The organism is Arthrobacter sp. 01L42, assembly GCF_056400005.1.
On the sequence record NZ_JBFTSL010000007.1, the window covers coordinates 139,161 to 154,453 of the forward strand.

Consider the following 15,293-nt stretch of genomic DNA (forward strand, 5'->3'; position numbering starts at 1 on the left):
CTCAGTGTCCTTCGGGCTTCAACAGGGGGAAGAGGATCGTTTCGCGGATGCCGGCTCCGGTGAAGAGCATCACGAGCCGGTCGATGCCGAGGCCGATCCCGCCCATGGGCGGCGCGCCGTACTCGAGCGCACGGAGGAAGTCTTCGTCCAGCTGCATTGCCTCCACGTCACCCGCGGCGGAACGGCGGGACTGTTCGGTGAGGCGTTCGCGCTGGATGACCGGGTCGATCAGTTCGGAGAACGCAGTGCCCCGCTCCATGCCGCCGATGATGAGGTCCCAGGCCTCGATCAGGCGGCCGTCTTCGCGGTGCTGGCGGGCCAGCGGCTGCGCGGACGGCGGATAGTCGTAGACGAACGTGGGGTTGAGCAACGTCGGCTCCACCAGTTCACCGAAGAGTTCGACGACGAGCTTCTCGGCTTCCCAGGCGGCGTCGACCTTGACCTCGTGCTTGGCAGCCAGCTCCAGCAGCTCGGCAACCGGGGTGTCGGGGGTTACTTCCTGGCCCACGAAGTCGGACAATCCCGGGTAGACCGCCAGCCAGGTCCATTCGCCGTCGAGGTTGATCTCCCCGGCTTCGATCTGCAGCACGCGGCCCACACCGGCGGCGTCGGCGGCGTCCAGGATGATCTCCTTGATCCGGTCCGCCATGACGAACTGGTCCGCCCACGCCTCGTAGGACTCCAGGGTGGTGAACTCGGGGCTGTGCGTGGAGTCCACGCCCTCGTTGCGGAAGACCCGGCCCATGTCGTAGACACGGTCGATCCCGCCGACCACCGTGCGCTTGAGGTAGAGCTCGGTGGCGATGCGCAGCGTCATCTTCTGGTCGAAGGCGTTCATGTGCGTCTCGAAGGGACGGGCCGTGGCGCCGCCGTGAACCAGCTGCAGCATGGGGGTTTCCACCTCAACGTAGCCCTGGCGGTGCAGGGTTTCGCGGATGGAGCGGGTGATCGCGGCGCGGGTGTACACCATCTCGCGGGCTTCGTCTCGGACAATGAGGTCCACGTAGCGCTGGCGGACACGCGTTTCTTCGTTCAGCCCGGCGTGCAGCACGGGCAGCGGGCGCAGCGCCTTCGAGGCCATGGTCCAGGAATCCGCCATGACGGAGAGTTCGCCGCGGCGTGAGGAAATGACCTCGCCCTTGATGAAGACGTGATCGCCGAGGTCCACGAGAGACTTCCACTCCGCGAGCGCCTCCTCACCGATGTTGGCCAGGCTCAGCATGACCTGCAGCCGCACGGCCTTCCCGTCCAGGCCGCCCTCCTGGAGGGTGGCGAAGCAGAGTTTGCCCGTGTTGCGGATGAAGACGATGCGGCCGGTCACGCCAACGGCGTCGCCAGTGGTTTCATCGGCCTGCAGGTAGGCGTATTTCTCCCGGATTTCCGTGAGCGAGTGCGTGCGTTCGACACCCACCGGATATGCCTCGACGCCGCGTTCGATCAGCTTGGCGCGCTTCTCCATCCGGATGCGGGTCTGTTCGCTGGAATCATGCGGCTCGGCGGCGTTGTTCGGGGTGGGGGTGTTTTGGGAAGTCACAATCCCCAAGTTTACCGTCGATTTGCGTCCGGGAAGGTCCCGGCCCGGTTCTGCCCGGGCGGCAGCCAGGCGGACGGGGTGCGGGAATAGACTCGAAGTTGTGGAGACATGGACAGTGAGGACCGACGACGGCAAGGGACACCTTGAGCTGCACACCATCCGCCCGGCGGGGCACGCACCGGGCAGAACAGCCGCGTCCGACGCCGCCGTGGCGTCCCGCGGCGAAGGATCCGGCGTCGTCGTCGTGCACGGGACCCTGATCACCGATGCGCTCTACCGGTCCTTTGCCCGAAAACTTTGCCGGCTGCTGGACCAGCCGGTGCACTGCTACAACCGCCGCGGACGCGCAGGTTCCTCGCACCAGCCGGCCGACTATTCCGCCGCCACCGAGGTGGCCGACCTGGCAACCGTGCTCCGCGAGACCGGCGCCAGCGACGTCGTGGCCCACAGCTATGGCGGGTTCGTGGCCCTCGAGGCCGCCCGGCGCCTGCCGATCCGCAGGATGGTGACTTACGACGCCGCCGTGAGCCTCTCCGGGAACCTCACCCAGCGCTGGCGGCCCGAACTGGAAAGGTCCGTGGCTGCCGGCGAACTCGACCACGCCTGGGCGCATTTGGTGCAAGGCCTGGAGACGGCCGGCCCGGTGTCCATGCTGCCCCTGGGCGCGCTGCGCATGCTCAGCATCCTCTCGGCCCGGACCAGGCTCGGCGCCGAAATGCGGCAACTGCTGCCCACGGCCGTCGCCGAGATGCGCGCCGTGCTGGATGCCGACGCCGAACTCGAGGATTTTGCCGCCATCACCACCCCCACCCTCATGCTCAGCGGCGGCTGGAGCCCCGGCTACTTCGCCGACACGAGCCACCAGCTTGCCGACGCCGTCCCCGCGGTCAGCTTCGCCGTGGTCCCCGGGCAGCTCCACGAAGGCCCCATCCGGCCGGGAAGCCGGCTGGCCCTCCGCACGGCCCGTTTCCTCCACGGCGGGCCCGGGGCAGCGACCCCGCCGCCCGTCAGCTTGGCCGGCAGCCTTGCAGCCGCGGGCGTGCCGGCCCGGTGGCGGCGCAGTGGGCCCGGCCGCTGAGGGCTGCGACGCGACCGACCGCTAGAATCGGGGGCGACCCTTTCGAAAGGACCCCCTTGGCCAAGCTCTACTTCCGCTACGGCGCCATGAACTCCGGCAAATCTACGGGGCTTCTGCAGGCGGCCTTCAACTATGAGGAACGCGGCCAGCGGGTCCTGCTGGCCAAGCCGGACGTGGACACCAAGGGCGACTCCGACGTCGTGTCCCGCCTGGGCATGACCCGTTCGGTGGACTTCCTGATCCCCGCCGGCGCGTCGGCCCGCGATCTGTTCACCGCCCAGGCCCACGGCGACGATCCCGACGCCCTGCTGCAGCACGTGGACACCCCACCGGTGGCCTGCCTGCTGGTGGACGAGGCCCAGTTCCTGGAACCGGAGCAGGTGGACGACCTCTTCCGCATCGCGGTCCTGGACAACGTCCCCGTCCTCGCCTACGGCATCCGCACCGACTTCCGGACCCGCGCGTTCCCCGGTTCCCTGCGCCTGCTGGAGATCGCGCACACCCTCGAAGAGCTCAAGACCATCTGCCGCTGCGGACGGAAGGCCATCTTCAACACGCGCCGGATCGGGGACCACGTGGTGTTCGACGGGAACCAGGTTGCGATCGATGGCCAGGACGTCTGGTACGAGTCGCTCTGCGGCGCCTGCTACCTCGAGGTCTCCGGCGGCCGGCTGGGCAACTAGCGCCGGCGCGATCATGCAGCGCCGCTGCGACGGGACCACAACTGAACTGCGGTCATACTGAACTGCGCCCTGCTGGACTGGCGCCATAGTGCACCGCGGCTTACTGCACTGGGGCGTGGCCTCGGCTAGGCTCGGAGCATGACCCGCGAGAACATCAGAACCCCCAACGGCGGAACGATCGAGCTTTTGAGCACGGGCGCCGAGCTCGCCTCGGCGGGTTCGGGCATCGTCGTCGTGCCGGCCTCAATGGTGACGGCCGCCGACTACACCCGTTTCGCGCAGAAACTCAGCGCGTCACTGGGGCGGCCGGTGCACACCTTCAACCGTCGCGGCCGCGGCTCGTCCTCCCCGCAGCCTGAGGATTACACCCTCGACGTGGACATCCACGACCTCGACGCCGTCATGAAGCACACCGCCAGCACGGACGTCTTCGGCCACAGCTTCGGCGGGGCAGTGGCCCTGCACGCGGCCCGCACCCTGCCGGTGGAACGGCTGGCCGTGTACGACCCCGCCGTGTCCGTCAATCACAGCGTCACGGCGGACTGGACGCCCGAATACGAGCGGGCGACCGCAGCCGGCGACGACGACCGCGCCCTCGCCGTCCTGCTCAAGGGCCTGGAGACCGGCAGCGCCCTGTCCCGGATGCCGCTGTCCATGCTGACGCTGGCGAACAAGCTTTCGGCGGGCACCCCGATCGGCAAGCAGCTGCGCGACCTCATGCAGACCGGCGTCCGCGAGATCAAGGCGATCATCGCCGCGGACATGCCGGCCGAACCCTTCCTGGAACTGCCGCTGGAAACGCTGATCATCGTGGGCGAGAAGAGCCCGGCCTATTTCGGCGTGGCCTGCGCCCAGATCCACGATGTCCTCTCCGGCTCCAGCTACACGATCCTGCCCGGCATGGGCCATGACGGTGTCAACAAGGCGCCGGACAAGCTGATCGCCGAGCTCAGCGCGTTTTACGCAGGCTGACCCGCAACACGCAACGCCCTACAACCAACGCCCTACAAGCAACGCGGGGTCACTTAGCGCCCATTGCGAGGTCCAGACCGGCGCTAAGTGACCCCGCGTTGTTTGTTAATTGCAGCTAGTGGGCGGCCGGGTGTGCCGCGCCTTCGGTTTTGCGCATCATGGCGGACAGCACGACGGCGGCGATGGCTATGACGGCCGCCGTCAGGAAGGCAGCATGCATGCCGGCGACCATGCCCGAGGCAACGGCCACGAAAGCGTAGATCGAGACCAGCAGCGCCGTGCCGGCGGCACCGGCCACCTGCTGCAGTGTGCTCATGATGGCCGAGCCGTGGGAGTACAGGTGCGGCGGCAGCGGGTTCAGCCCGGTCGTGAAGGCGGGGGTGAACAGCAGCGCCAGGCCCAGGCTCAGTGCCACGTGCAGGGCGATGATCCACCCCAGCGGCGACGTGGCGTCCAGCATGGAGAACTGCCAGAGGGACAGCACCATCATGATCGAGCCCGTCACTGTCAGTGGGAGGGGCCCGACCCTGTCGAATACGCGGCCGATGAAGGGCCCCAGCAGGCCCATGGCGAGGCCGCCGGGCAGCAGCACCAGGCCGGTCTCGAGGGACGTCAGGCCGCGGATCTCCTGCAGGTACAACGGCAGCAGGATCACCGCGCCGAAGAGCGCGATCATGGCCACGACCAGCAGCAGCACCGAAACGGTGAACATCCGGAAGGTGAAGGCGCGCAGGTCCAGCAGGGGGCCGCCGGTCTTCTGCAGCTTCAGCTGGCGCAGAACGAACGCTGCCAGGGCCAGCACGCCAACGGCCAGCGCCACCACGGCGGGGGTGCGGGAGCCTGCCTGGCCGCCGCCGATCTGGCTCAGGCCGTACACCAGGCCGCCGAAGGCGGGGACCGTGAGCACCACGGAGAGGGCATCGAGCCGGGTTTTCTCGGTCTCACCGATGTTGGTCAGATACCTGGCCCCAATGGCAAGTGCGGCGAGGGCGATCGGCAGCACGAAGACGAACATGAACCGCCAGGAAAAATGCTGGAGGATCAGGCCGGAAACTGTCGGGCCCAGTGCCGGCGCAACCGAAATGGCGATGCTGACGTTGCCCATGACGGCGCCGCGGCGCTCCAGCGGCACGAGCGTGAGGATGGTGGTCATCAGGAGCGGCAGCATGATCGCGGTGCCGCCGGCCTGGACGATGCGGGCCAGCAGCAGGACTTCGAAGCCCGGCGCGAGGGCGGCCAGCAGGGTGCCGCCGGAGAACAGTCCCATGGCCAGCATGAACACGGCACGGGTGGTCAGCCGCTGCAGGATGAATCCGGTGGTGGGAATCACGACGGCCATGGTGAGCATGAAACCGGTGGACAGCCACTGCACGGTGGGCGCATCGATGTTCAGGTCCACCATCAGCCGTTGCAGGGCCACGTTCATGATGGTCTCGTTGAGGATCACGACGAAGGTGGCCACCAGCAGCGTGGCGATGATGGCCACGGACTCCCGGGGCATCTTTGCCGGCGCGGTGGGCGCGGCCGGCGCGGCCGGCACGTTCTGCGCGGCGACGGCGGGGGCAGCGCCCGGTGCGGGATCGCCAGAGGCGTTGGAAGAGACGTCTGTTGACATGGGAATTCCCTCAGGGAGTTTGGTGTGGGTCCGGCGAGCGTCGGCGCTGCTGCAGGTTCCAACAGTCTAGGGCCCGGAGGCATTCCCGTCACCGCGAAAGCAACGCGGGGTCAGTTACGGCCCATGACGGGCGGCGGCATGGGCCGTAACTGGCCCCGCGTTGCTTTGTGGTGGGGCTGGGGGGCTAGGAATTCAGGGGCACGTTGTCGATGAGGCGGACGGGGCCGACCGTGGCGGCGATGATCGCCAGCCCCTCGCCGCGGAACGGGGTGTCCCGGCAGTTCTCCGCGAGGGGCTCGAGGGTGCGCGGATCCACTACCTCGAAATAGTCCAGCTCCACGAGCGGCTGGGACCGGACGAGGGCCTGCGCCGATTCGATGTCCAGCGGCTCATGGGCGTTGGCGCGCTCCTCGATGAGCCGCAGTGCGCGGGAGAGCACCAGGGCCGCCTCGCGCTGGTCTTCGGAGAGGAAGCGGTTGCGGCTGGACAGCGCCAAGCCGTCGGCCGAGCGCACAATGGGCACCGGCACGATCTCCACGGGAAAATTCAGGTCAGCCACCATGCGCTGGACCAGGGCCAGCTGCTGCGCGTCCTTCTGGCCGAAATAGGCGCGGTACGCGGGCTGGCCTCCACCGGGCACGCCGGCCCCAGGGATGCCGTAGTGGAGCAGTTTCGCGACGACGGTCAGCGCGCCGTCGAAGTGCCCTGGCCGGGACACGCCTTCCCATTTTTCGCCCAGGAGTCCCGCCGTGATCCGCACGAGGGGTGCCCCGCCGGGGTAGACCTCCTCAACACCCGGCGCGAACGCCAGGTCCACCCCTTCGGCGTCGAGCAGCGCGAGGTCGGCGTCGAGCGTCCGGGGGTAGCGTTCGAGGTCCGCGGCCTCGCCAAACTGAAGCGGGTTGACGAAGATGGTGGCCGCCACGACGTCGTTCTGGGCGACGGCCGTCCGGGCCAGCTGGGCATGTCCCTCGTGCAGGGCGCCCATGGTGGGCACGAGGCCCTGGGACGTGCCGCCTTTCTGTGCCAGCAGCCGGGCGCTTGCGGCGCGGAGCTGGGCAGCTGTGGTGACGAGTTGGATTGCCATGTCAGGGTCCTTCCGGGGCGGGCGTCCCGTTCTGGCCGGGGCCGCCGAGCGCCTGTTCGATGCCGTCGAGTTGTTCCGGCTTCAGCAGTCCGCGGCTTCCTGCCCGGCGGGCTGTCGCCCGGGCCATGGCCAGGTACGCCTCAAGAATATCGCCGGCGTCGCCGCCGTCGTACTCGCGGAGGGCGCCGGCGTGCGCGGCCACCGTGCCGGTGTCGCCGCGGGCCACGGGCCCGGTCAGGGCCGTTTCGCCGGAGGCGAGGGCGTTCTCGAGGGTGGCGCGCAGCAGCGGGCCCAGCATCCGGTCCGGGGCCTCGACGCCGACGTCGCGGAGCAGCTGCGAGGCCTGCGCCACGAGCGTGACCAGGTGGTTGGAGCCGTGCGCGAGGGCAGCGTGGTAGAGGACGCGGTCGGCCTCGGCGATCGCGACGGGCTCGGCGCCCATTTCGACGACGAGTGCCTGGGCGATCGGCAGCATCGCGGCGTCGGCCGTGACGCCGAAGGTGCAGTCCAGGAGCCTGGTGAGGTCCAAGCTCATGCCCGTGAACGTCATGGCCGGGTGCAGCGCGAGCGGCACGGCACCGGCGGCGCGGACCGGATGCAGGATCCCGACGCCGAAGCGCCCGGAGGTATGCGCCACGAGCTGGCCGGGCTGCCAGGCGCCGAGCTTGGCCAGTCCGTTCACCAGCGGGCCCAGTGCATCGTCCGGGACGGCGAGCAGGACAAGTTCGGCCCGTTCCACGATGTCCTGCACGTCCAGGATCGGGACGCCGGGCAGGAGCGTTTCGACGCGTTCTTTGCTGGCGTCCGAAACGGCCGACGCCCCGATGACGGCGTGCTCGGCTCCACGCAGCGCCGCCCCCAGGACGGCTCCGACCTTCCCCGCGCCAATGATTCCGACGCCGAGGCGTCCTGGTTTAGCCATGATGCGGGCCTTCCTGGTGGTCTTCTGCGGGTGGTGCGGCCGGCTGGGCCGCCGGCTCCAGCCAGTGTTCGCTCTTCTGGTGCTTGCGCGCGGCACGGGCACGGGCCGACTGGGCATCGAACAGGGCCCGGGCTTCGTCGAGCCCGGCCTGTATGAGCCGCGGGGCCACCGGACCCGCCGTGGTGTGCAGGACCAGGTCGGCCACCCGGAACCACCGGGCGAGCGGGCCCTGCTGGAGCGCCATGGACTGGGTGCGCTGGTGCGGCACCACCACGAAGTTCCGCCACCAGCGGCCCGACCTCAGGAGCAGGGCGGTCTCCGTTGCCGCGAAGCCGTTGCGGCGCCAGCCCAGCGGCGCCAGGAACCGGGCCCGGCGCGGGCTGGTGACGAAGCCGCCGTCGGAGGCCTTCCCTGCTGCGCTGCCCGGGGTCCCGGCAGGGTCCGCGAGGCCGGTGATCCCCGCGGTGAACAGCCCCACCGGGTCCTGGGTCCCGGGATCCGGGAGCACCAGGGAGAGGATGTCCATGACGTCGCCAAGATATCCCACCGGAAGCAGCGTTGTCCGGGCCGATCCTTCGCCGGCGCTGCCGGCCAGGCCGTAGCCGGCCACGTTGACCTGGATCCGGTACCAGCCGAACATCCGCCACAGCGGCGGCTGGCTGACCTTCAGCGCCTGGATCCTGCCCGGCGGAACGGTCTGCGCCTGCGTGTCCAGCAGGCCGTAGCGCAGCCGGATGCCGTCCGGGGAAATGGCGGCGGTGAAGTTGTAGCCCTTGTTGAACGAGGACCAGTAGGAGGCGATGAGCCCGATTGCGGCTGGGATCAGGAAGACCGTGAAGTTCCGGTTTTCCGTGACGGCGGAGAGCATCACCGAGGCAATGCCGCCAGCCAGGATCACGACACTTTGTTCGCTCAGGAGCAGCGAGCCCACCAGGCGCGGCGGCGGCACGGTGAGCACGGCCTGTTCGGGGGCTTCCACGGCGGCGGCCGCCGGCTCTCCGGACTCCGGGTCTCCCGGCTCCCGCGCCGGCTTCCCGCCCGCGGCACCGGAGGCTCGGGCCAGGATTGTCGCGCGGAGCTGCCGGGCCTCGTCCGCGCGCAGGTACGCCAGGCGCACCGCGGACTGGCCGGCGTCGGCGACTTCGAACCGCAATTCAGCCAGTCCGAAGATCCGTGCCAGCAGGGGTTGCACGACGTCGATCGCCTGCACCCGGTCCAGCCTGGCCTGCCGCTGCTGCTTGAACAGGAAACCGGTGTTGACGCGCACGTAGCCGCCGGCTACCTGGTAGCGGGTGAAGTACCAGCTCAGGACGTAGCCGAGAACGGTCAGCAGAATCAGGGCGCCGCCGCCGAGCAGCAGCCAGGGCGCCCGTCCGGCCAGCCGCTCGTCAAAAAGCGGGCCGCCCTGCAGGAACCGTTCGAAACTGTCGCGTCCAAAAAAGAACAGCAGTGCAGCCAGCGCCACCCAGCCGCGGACAAAGGGCGACGCGGGGTGCACGCGCAGCCAGCCGGCGTCGGCAGTTCCTTCGATACCGGAGCCGACGGCGGTTCCGTCGGCGGCGCGCCCGGCATCCTCCGGTGTCAGCGCCATCCCGTCACGGCCTTCCCGTCACAGCCCGGCCAGCCGGGCTTCGCCGCGGGCGGACAGTTGTTCGCGGAGCCGGGCGCCTTCGCTCGCGGGCAGCCCGGGAATCTCGGCGCTGGTCGCGGCTGCCGCGGTGTGCAGCTTCAGTGTGCACAGGCCCAGCGGGCGTTCGACCGGGCCCACCGCGATGTCGACGTACTGCATCCGCCCGTACGGAACCACGAGCGTGCGCTGGAAGAAAATGCCGCGCCGGATCAGGAGGTCATCATCACGCTCGGCGTAGCCGATCGAGCGCACCTGCCGGGGAATCAGCGCGAGCCGCCACAGGGCCAGCAGCAGCGCGACAGCGGGCAGGGCGACGGCCAGCCAGACAGGCAGCCAGGTCCACCCGCCGGTCAGCACCAGGATTAGGGGAAGCGACAGCAGGGCCACCGCGACCAGGGTTCCCAGCGCCCATCCCGCGAGGCGCACCGTGACATACTTCGGGGAGACCCGGAGCCAGTCGATGCCCGGAGGATCAATCGCTTCGGTAGGCATATTCGCCTTCCGCCGAGGGCTTGCTGCGCTTTCCCTGCACGCCGGGCCGGGATTCGGCGTCGCCGTCCTCGGGGGGAATCCGGCAGAACCGCTCGACGACGAGCCCGACGATCACCATGACCAGTCCGCCGCCAGCCATGGCCAGGGCCTGCCAGGTGATCTCCTGGTTGCTGCGCAGGTTCCACAGCCGCAGTTGCTCCACCACGATTCCCGCGTGCCAGCCCAGCAGGACCGACCCGGTGTAGGCGCAGGCCTGCGCGAGGACCAGGGTCCAGGCAGCCAGGATGGGGTTGAGGATTTTCTTCTTCTTGCCGTTGCGCCACCGGAGCACGCGGATGCCCAGCACCAGCGTGAGGGCCACGATCACGCCCATGGTCACCAGGCCCGTCAGCGGCAGCACCGGGGTGGCCAGGCCGTAGCGGCCGGAGAGCATGGTGGCGAACCAGCCGGCCACGGCCAGGACCACGCAGATGGCCAGCAGGAGCAGGGGGCTGGTCAGCTTCACGGCCGCTCCGCCGCACCGGGCACGCCGGTGGTCTCCGTGGCAGTGACTTCCGCTGCGGCGGGGTTCTGGAAGCCGTCAAAGGTGGCAAGGTCGGCGAAATCGGCGGCTTTCGACGCGAGGTCGCCCACGCGTTCGCCGTTGAGCTCCGCAGCGGGATCGATCAGCGACCACGGATAGAGCACGAACGCCCGTTCCGCGGCCCGGGGATGAGGCAGGGTGAGCTCGGGATCGGAGCTGACCACATCCCCGTACGTGATGATGTCCACGTCCAGGGTCCGCGGCCCCCACCGGACCTCGCGCACGCGCAAATGCTTCTGCTCCACGTCGTGGCAGTGCTCGAGCAGCCCGCGCGGCGGCAGCGACGTCTCGACGGCAATCACCATGTTCAGGAAGTCGGGCTGGTCCGGCGGGCCTCCCACGGCCTTGGTCTGGACGATCGGCGAGATGGCCAGCAGGCGCACCTCCGGCGGGTCGACGAGGTCTGCGACGGCGGCGGACAGGGTGTCGCTGCGCTCCCCCAGGTTGCTGCCGAGCGCGATCACGGCACGGGTGTAGAGCGGGCTCACGTCCGCCTCCGGTGCACGCTGACGGCGACGTCGCCAAAGTCGACTTCGATCGGGGCCTTGGGCTTGTGCACGGTGATGTCCACGGCGTCGACGGCGAATTTCTGCAGGATGTCCTCGGCAATCCGCACCGCGAGGGCCTCGATCAGGTTCAGCGGCTCACCCGTGATCCAGTCCCGGATGCAGTTGGCCACCTCGCCGTAATGCGCGGTGTCCAGGACGTCGTCGGAAGCGGCCGCTTTGCTGAAGTCCAGGTGCAGCACCGCGTCGACGACGAAGGGCTGCCCGTCGCGGCGCTCAAAATCGAACACACCGTGATGGCCGACGGCGGTGACGCCGCTCAGCGTGATCTGATCCATGGTGCCGGCCGGATCAGTTGGTGCCGGCGTGGGCGGAACCGGCCGGTGCCGGGGGAACCATGCGGGCGGCGACCTTGACGGCGTCCAGGCTCGCGCCGACGTCGTGCACGCGCACAGCCCAGGCGCCGCGGAAGGCGCTGATGGCGGTCATGGCGGCGGTGGCGGCGTCGCGTTCAACCGGCTGGGCGGCCTTGCCGGCCACGGTCAGGAGGCTGCCGAGGAAGCGTTTGCGTGAGCCGGCGACGAGGACCTTGTGGCCCATGGCCTGCAGGACATCCAGGTGCTGCAGGAGCTCCCAGTTCTGGCCCTCGTTCTTGGCGAAGCCCAGTCCCGGGTCCACAATGATCTGTTCCGGCGCGACCCCGGCGGCGTACAGCTTGTCGCGGACGCCGGCGAGCTCGGTCACGACTTCCCCGGCGACGTCACGGTAGTCCGTCAGGGAGTTCATGGTGCTGGCGTCGCCGCGGCGGTGCGTGAGGATGTAGGGGACCTTGGCGCGGGCGGCGAGTTCGGCCATTTCCGGTTCCATGGTCAGGCCCGAGACGTCGTTGATGATCGCGGCGCCGGCCTTCAGGGCCGCGGCAGCCGTCGCGGCGTGGGTGGTGTCGATGCTGACCAGGGCGCCGGCCTTGACCAGGGCCTCGATGACCGGCAGGACCCGGCGCTGTTCCTCGTCAGCGCCGACTGCCGTGGCGCCCGGGCGGGTGGACTCGCCGCCGACGTCTATGATGTCCGCCCCGGCATAGAACATCCGCAGCCCGGCCGCGATCGCCGTGTCCGCCGTCGCGTGGGCTCCGCCGTCGCTGAAGGAATCAGGGGTGACGTTGAGGATTCCCATCACCAGTGTCCGGTCCGTGGGCAGGTCCTGGAACTTCGCCGCCGGGCGCGGTTTGCGCAGGATGGGCAGGGGCGAAGTGGCGGGGCCGGTGCCCGGGGCTGCAGCTAGGGAGTCCATGGTCTGTGTTCTTACCTTCCGAGTATGAGGCTCATGGCTTCGGCACGGGTGGCCGGGTCATGGAGTTGCCCGCGCACTGCGCTGGTGACGGTCTTGGCGCCGGGCTTGCGGATTCCCCGCATGGACATGCACAGGTGTTCACATTCGACGACGACGATCGCGCCACGCGGATTGAGGTGCGTAACGAGGGCCTCGACGATCTGGGTGGTCAGGCGTTCCTGGACCTGCGGGCGCTTGGCGAACATGTCCACCACGCGCGCCAGCTTGCTCAGGCCCGTGACCTTGCCGTCGTGGGACGGGATGTAGCCCACATGCGCCACCCCGTGGAACGGCACCAGGTGGTGTTCGCAGGTGGAATAGAACGGAATGTCCTTGACCAGCACGAGTTCCTCGTGCTCGAGGTCGAAGGTGGTGGCCAGGATCTCGGCGGGGTCGTGGTGCAGGCCTGCGAACATTTCCACGTAGGCCTTGGCCACCCGCTTCGGGGTGTCAATGAGGCCGCCGCGGTCCGGGTCCTCACCGATCGCCAGCAGGATTTCCCGTACTGCCGCTTCGATCCTGGGGCGGTCCACTTTGGACTTTGAATGCGGGGATCCTCCGTCCCCCGCCGAAGCAGCGGCGGGGGCGGGAACGTCGTCGTCGAAGTTAGAAGTCACAGAAGAAGCCTAGCCGGGATGACCATCAGTCCCGATATCTGTTGCACCGCCCTGGAAGGACTCCTGCCCGCCGACGCCCTGGGCATGCGGGGGCTGGGCATCCAAGGGCTCTTCGAGCCGGGCGTGGGTGGCTTCCTCCTGGGCTTCACGCTCCGCCTTTTCGCGGCGTGACTCCACGGGGCCGGCGGTCTGAAGCGTGCGGGTCTCCTTGGAGAGCCAGACGTCGCGGAAGTCGCGCTTGCGGATGTTGGTGAAAATTTGCGCGATTTCGGCCTGGTTCAGTGTTTCGCGTTCGAGCAGTTCCAGCGCCAGCTCGTCCAGGACATCCCGGTTTTCGGTCAGGATGGCGTAGGCCTCATCATGGGCACCGTCGATCAGGCGGCGCACTTCCTCGTCGACGATGTAGGCGATCTGGTCCGAGTAGTTGCGCTCGTGGCCGGCGTCGCGGCCCAGGAACGGCTCGCCGCCGCCCTGGCCGAGGCGCACGGACCCGACCCGTTCGCTCATGCCAAACTCGGTGACCATCTTCCGGGCGATCCCGGTGGCCTTCTCGATGTCATTCGACGCGCCCGTGGACGGATCATGGAAGACGAGTTCCTCGGCGACGCGGCCGCCCATGGCGTAGGCCATCTGATCGAGCAGTTCGTTGCGGGTGATGGAGTACTTGTCGTTTTCCGGGACCACCATGGTGTAGCCGAGGGCACGGCCACGGGGCAGGATGGTGATCTTGGTGACCGGGGCGGAGTTCCGCAGGGCAGCCGCGACGAGGGCGTGGCCGCCTTCGTGGTACGCGGTGACTTTGCGTTCGTGTTCCTTCATGACCCGGCTGCGCTTCTGCGGGCCGGCCATGACGCGGTCGATCGCCTCGTCCAGGGCGCGGTCATCGATCAGGTTGGCGTTGGACCGGGCCGTCAGCAGGGCGGCCTCGTTCAGGACGTTGGCCAGGTCCGCGCCCGTGTAGCCGGGGGTCTTCTTGGCAACAGCCTTGAGGTCGACGCCGGCAGCCATCGGCTTGCCCTTGGCGTGCACCTGCAGGATCTGGTCGCGGCCGATCAAATCGGGGGCCTCAACCCCGATCTGCCGGTCGAAGCGGCCCGGGCGCAGCAGGGCGGGGTCCAGGACGTCGGGGCGGTTCGTGGCGGCAATCAGGATGACGTTGGTCTTGACGTCGAAGCCGTCCATTTCCACCAGCAGCTGGTTCAGGGTCTGCTCGCGCTCGTCGTTGCCGCCGCCGATTCCGGCGCCGCGGTGCCGGCCGACGGCGTCGATCTCATCGACGAAGATGATCGCCGGCGCGTTGGACTTGGCCTGCTCGAAGAGGTCGCGGACACGGGAGGCACCCACGCCGACGAACATTTCCACGAAGTCGGAGCCTGAGATGGAGAAGAAGGGTACGCCGGCCTCGCCGGCAACCGCGCGGGCCAGGAGGGTTTTGCCGGTGCCCGGAGGGCCGTAGAGCAGCACGCCCTTGGGGATTTTGGCGCCAACGGCCTGGAACTTGGCAGGTTCCTGCAGGAATTCCTTGATCTCCTCGAGTTCCTCGACGGCCTCATCGGCGCCGGCGACATCGCTGAAGGTCACCTGGGGCATGTCCTTGTTGACGAGCTTGGCCTTGGACTTGCCGAACTGCATCACCTTGGACCCGCCGCCCTGCATCCGGGAGAGCAGGAACCAGAACAGGACGCCGAGCAACAGCACGGGCACCAGCAGGGAGAAGAGCCCGGAGAACCAGTTGTTTTCGATCGGCTGGTCGGTGAAGCCGCCGGACGGTTTGGAGTCCGTGACGGCCTTGACGACGTCCTGGGCGCGGGCGTTGACGAAGTAGAACTGGACGTTCTTGCCCTTGTCCTGCCCGTCGACCTGAAGGTTGTCCTTCAGGACCAGGTCCACCCGGTTCTCGGCGTCAAAAATCTTGGCCTGTTCAACCTTGCCGCCGGCTGTCAGCAGCTCAAGGCCCTTGTCGGTGTCAATCCGGCTGGCGCCGCCCGGCGCAAGCGTGGCAAATGCCAGCAGCAGCATGGCCACCACGACGACAATCCAGATGCCGGGGCCCTTGAAGAAACTCTTAGCTTTCATCTGTTCGGGGCTGGCCCCGTCCCTCCTGGTAGTGCTGCACGGCGACCGGTCTGCGCGCGTGTGGTGCTGCGTCAGCTTCTAGCTATACACCGTCGCACTACCTCACGCACGGCAAAGGGCAAAAGTTCCCTGTGGGCGTAGCGGGGCCGGGCCTCCGGCCACCCGG

Annotated in this window: 15 protein-coding genes; 3 read left to right on the top strand and 12 right to left on the bottom strand. The window is 68.7% G+C overall.

The genetic code is table 11. From position 1 onward, the window contains the following. Position 1: 1 nt before the first annotated feature. Positions 2-1,534 carry a lysine--tRNA ligase gene (gene lysS / locus AC1DN2_RS08070; RefSeq protein ID WP_476849904.1) on the bottom strand — a complete coding sequence of 511 codons (1,533 nt, stop codon included), beginning with the start codon at positions 1,532-1,534 and terminating at the stop codon, positions 2-4. A gap of 100 nt (positions 1,535-1,634) precedes the next feature. On the opposite strand from lysS, the gene AC1DN2_RS08075 reads away from it, so the two are divergent. From AC1DN2_RS08075 to AC1DN2_RS08085, 3 genes are all read left to right on the top strand, one after another. Beyond that, on the top strand, positions 1,635-2,612 hold the full coding sequence (locus AC1DN2_RS08075) for an alpha/beta fold hydrolase (protein ID WP_459383604.1): 978 nt from the start codon (positions 1,635-1,637) through the stop codon (positions 2,610-2,612). A 56-nt stretch (positions 2,613-2,668) separates the two neighbouring features. After that, on the top strand, positions 2,669-3,295 hold the full coding sequence (locus tag AC1DN2_RS08080; protein ID WP_028276920.1) for a thymidine kinase: 627 nt from the start codon (positions 2,669-2,671) through the stop codon (positions 3,293-3,295). Positions 3,296-3,433: 138 nt separating this feature from the next. Continuing rightward, the gene (locus AC1DN2_RS08085) at positions 3,434-4,267 is read left to right on the top strand and encodes an alpha/beta fold hydrolase (RefSeq protein WP_028276921.1); all 834 of its coding nucleotides are present in this window, start codon (positions 3,434-3,436) and stop codon (positions 4,265-4,267) included. A gap of 115 nt (positions 4,268-4,382) precedes the next feature. Here the strand turns inward: AC1DN2_RS08085 and AC1DN2_RS08090 are convergent, their stop codons facing one another. From AC1DN2_RS08090 to ftsH, 11 genes are all read right to left on the bottom strand, one after another. Continuing rightward, positions 4,383-5,882 (bottom strand): MDR family MFS transporter, encoded by a 1,500-nt coding sequence (locus tag AC1DN2_RS08090; RefSeq protein ID WP_476849905.1) that lies wholly within the window; start codon positions 5,880-5,882, stop codon positions 4,383-4,385. 184 nt (positions 5,883-6,066) lie between these two features. Next, positions 6,067-6,969 (bottom strand): pantoate--beta-alanine ligase, encoded by a 903-nt coding sequence (gene panC, locus AC1DN2_RS08095; RefSeq protein WP_476849906.1) that lies wholly within the window; start codon positions 6,967-6,969, stop codon positions 6,067-6,069. 1 nt (position 6,970) lies between these two features. Continuing rightward, a complete protein-coding gene (locus tag AC1DN2_RS08100; protein WP_476849907.1) occupies positions 6,971-7,891 on the bottom strand; it encodes a Rossmann-like and DUF2520 domain-containing protein in 921 nt (306 codons plus the stop codon). Next, the gene (locus AC1DN2_RS08105; protein ID WP_476849908.1) at positions 7,884-9,482 is read right to left on the bottom strand and encodes a PH domain-containing protein; all 1,599 of its coding nucleotides are present in this window, start codon (positions 9,480-9,482) and stop codon (positions 7,884-7,886) included. The genes AC1DN2_RS08100 and AC1DN2_RS08105 overlap by 8 nt, the downstream gene beginning before the upstream one ends. 18 nt (positions 9,483-9,500) lie before the next feature. Continuing rightward, positions 9,501-10,013 (bottom strand): PH domain-containing protein, encoded by a 513-nt coding sequence (locus AC1DN2_RS08110; protein ID WP_476849909.1) that lies wholly within the window; start codon positions 10,011-10,013, stop codon positions 9,501-9,503. Continuing rightward, positions 9,994-10,518 (bottom strand): DUF3180 domain-containing protein, encoded by a 525-nt coding sequence (locus AC1DN2_RS08115; protein ID WP_476849910.1) that lies wholly within the window; start codon positions 10,516-10,518, stop codon positions 9,994-9,996. Before AC1DN2_RS08115 ends, AC1DN2_RS08110 begins: the two co-directional genes overlap by 20 nt. Next, positions 10,515-11,084: a 2-amino-4-hydroxy-6-hydroxymethyldihydropteridine diphosphokinase gene (folK, locus tag AC1DN2_RS08120; RefSeq protein WP_476849911.1), complete on the bottom strand. Its 570-nt coding sequence runs from the start codon at positions 11,082-11,084 to the stop codon at positions 10,515-10,517. The genes AC1DN2_RS08115 and folK overlap by 4 nt, the downstream gene beginning before the upstream one ends. Beyond that, complete coding sequence (gene folB / locus AC1DN2_RS08125) at positions 11,081-11,440, bottom strand: dihydroneopterin aldolase (protein WP_476849912.1); 360 nt, start codon at positions 11,438-11,440, stop codon at positions 11,081-11,083. The genes folK and folB overlap by 4 nt, the downstream gene beginning before the upstream one ends. 13 nt (positions 11,441-11,453) lie before the next feature. Then, positions 11,454-12,395 (bottom strand): dihydropteroate synthase, encoded by a 942-nt coding sequence (gene folP / locus AC1DN2_RS08130; protein ID WP_476849913.1) that lies wholly within the window; start codon positions 12,393-12,395, stop codon positions 11,454-11,456. 11 nt (positions 12,396-12,406) lie between these two features. Further along, the gene (folE, locus tag AC1DN2_RS08135; protein WP_476849914.1) at positions 12,407-13,051 is read right to left on the bottom strand and encodes a GTP cyclohydrolase I FolE; all 645 of its coding nucleotides are present in this window, start codon (positions 13,049-13,051) and stop codon (positions 12,407-12,409) included. Positions 13,052-13,060: 9 nt separating this feature from the next. Next, positions 13,061-15,127 (bottom strand): ATP-dependent zinc metalloprotease FtsH, encoded by a 2,067-nt coding sequence (gene ftsH, locus AC1DN2_RS08140; protein ID WP_223914706.1) that lies wholly within the window; start codon positions 15,125-15,127, stop codon positions 13,061-13,063. Positions 15,128-15,293 lie beyond the last annotated feature (166 nt).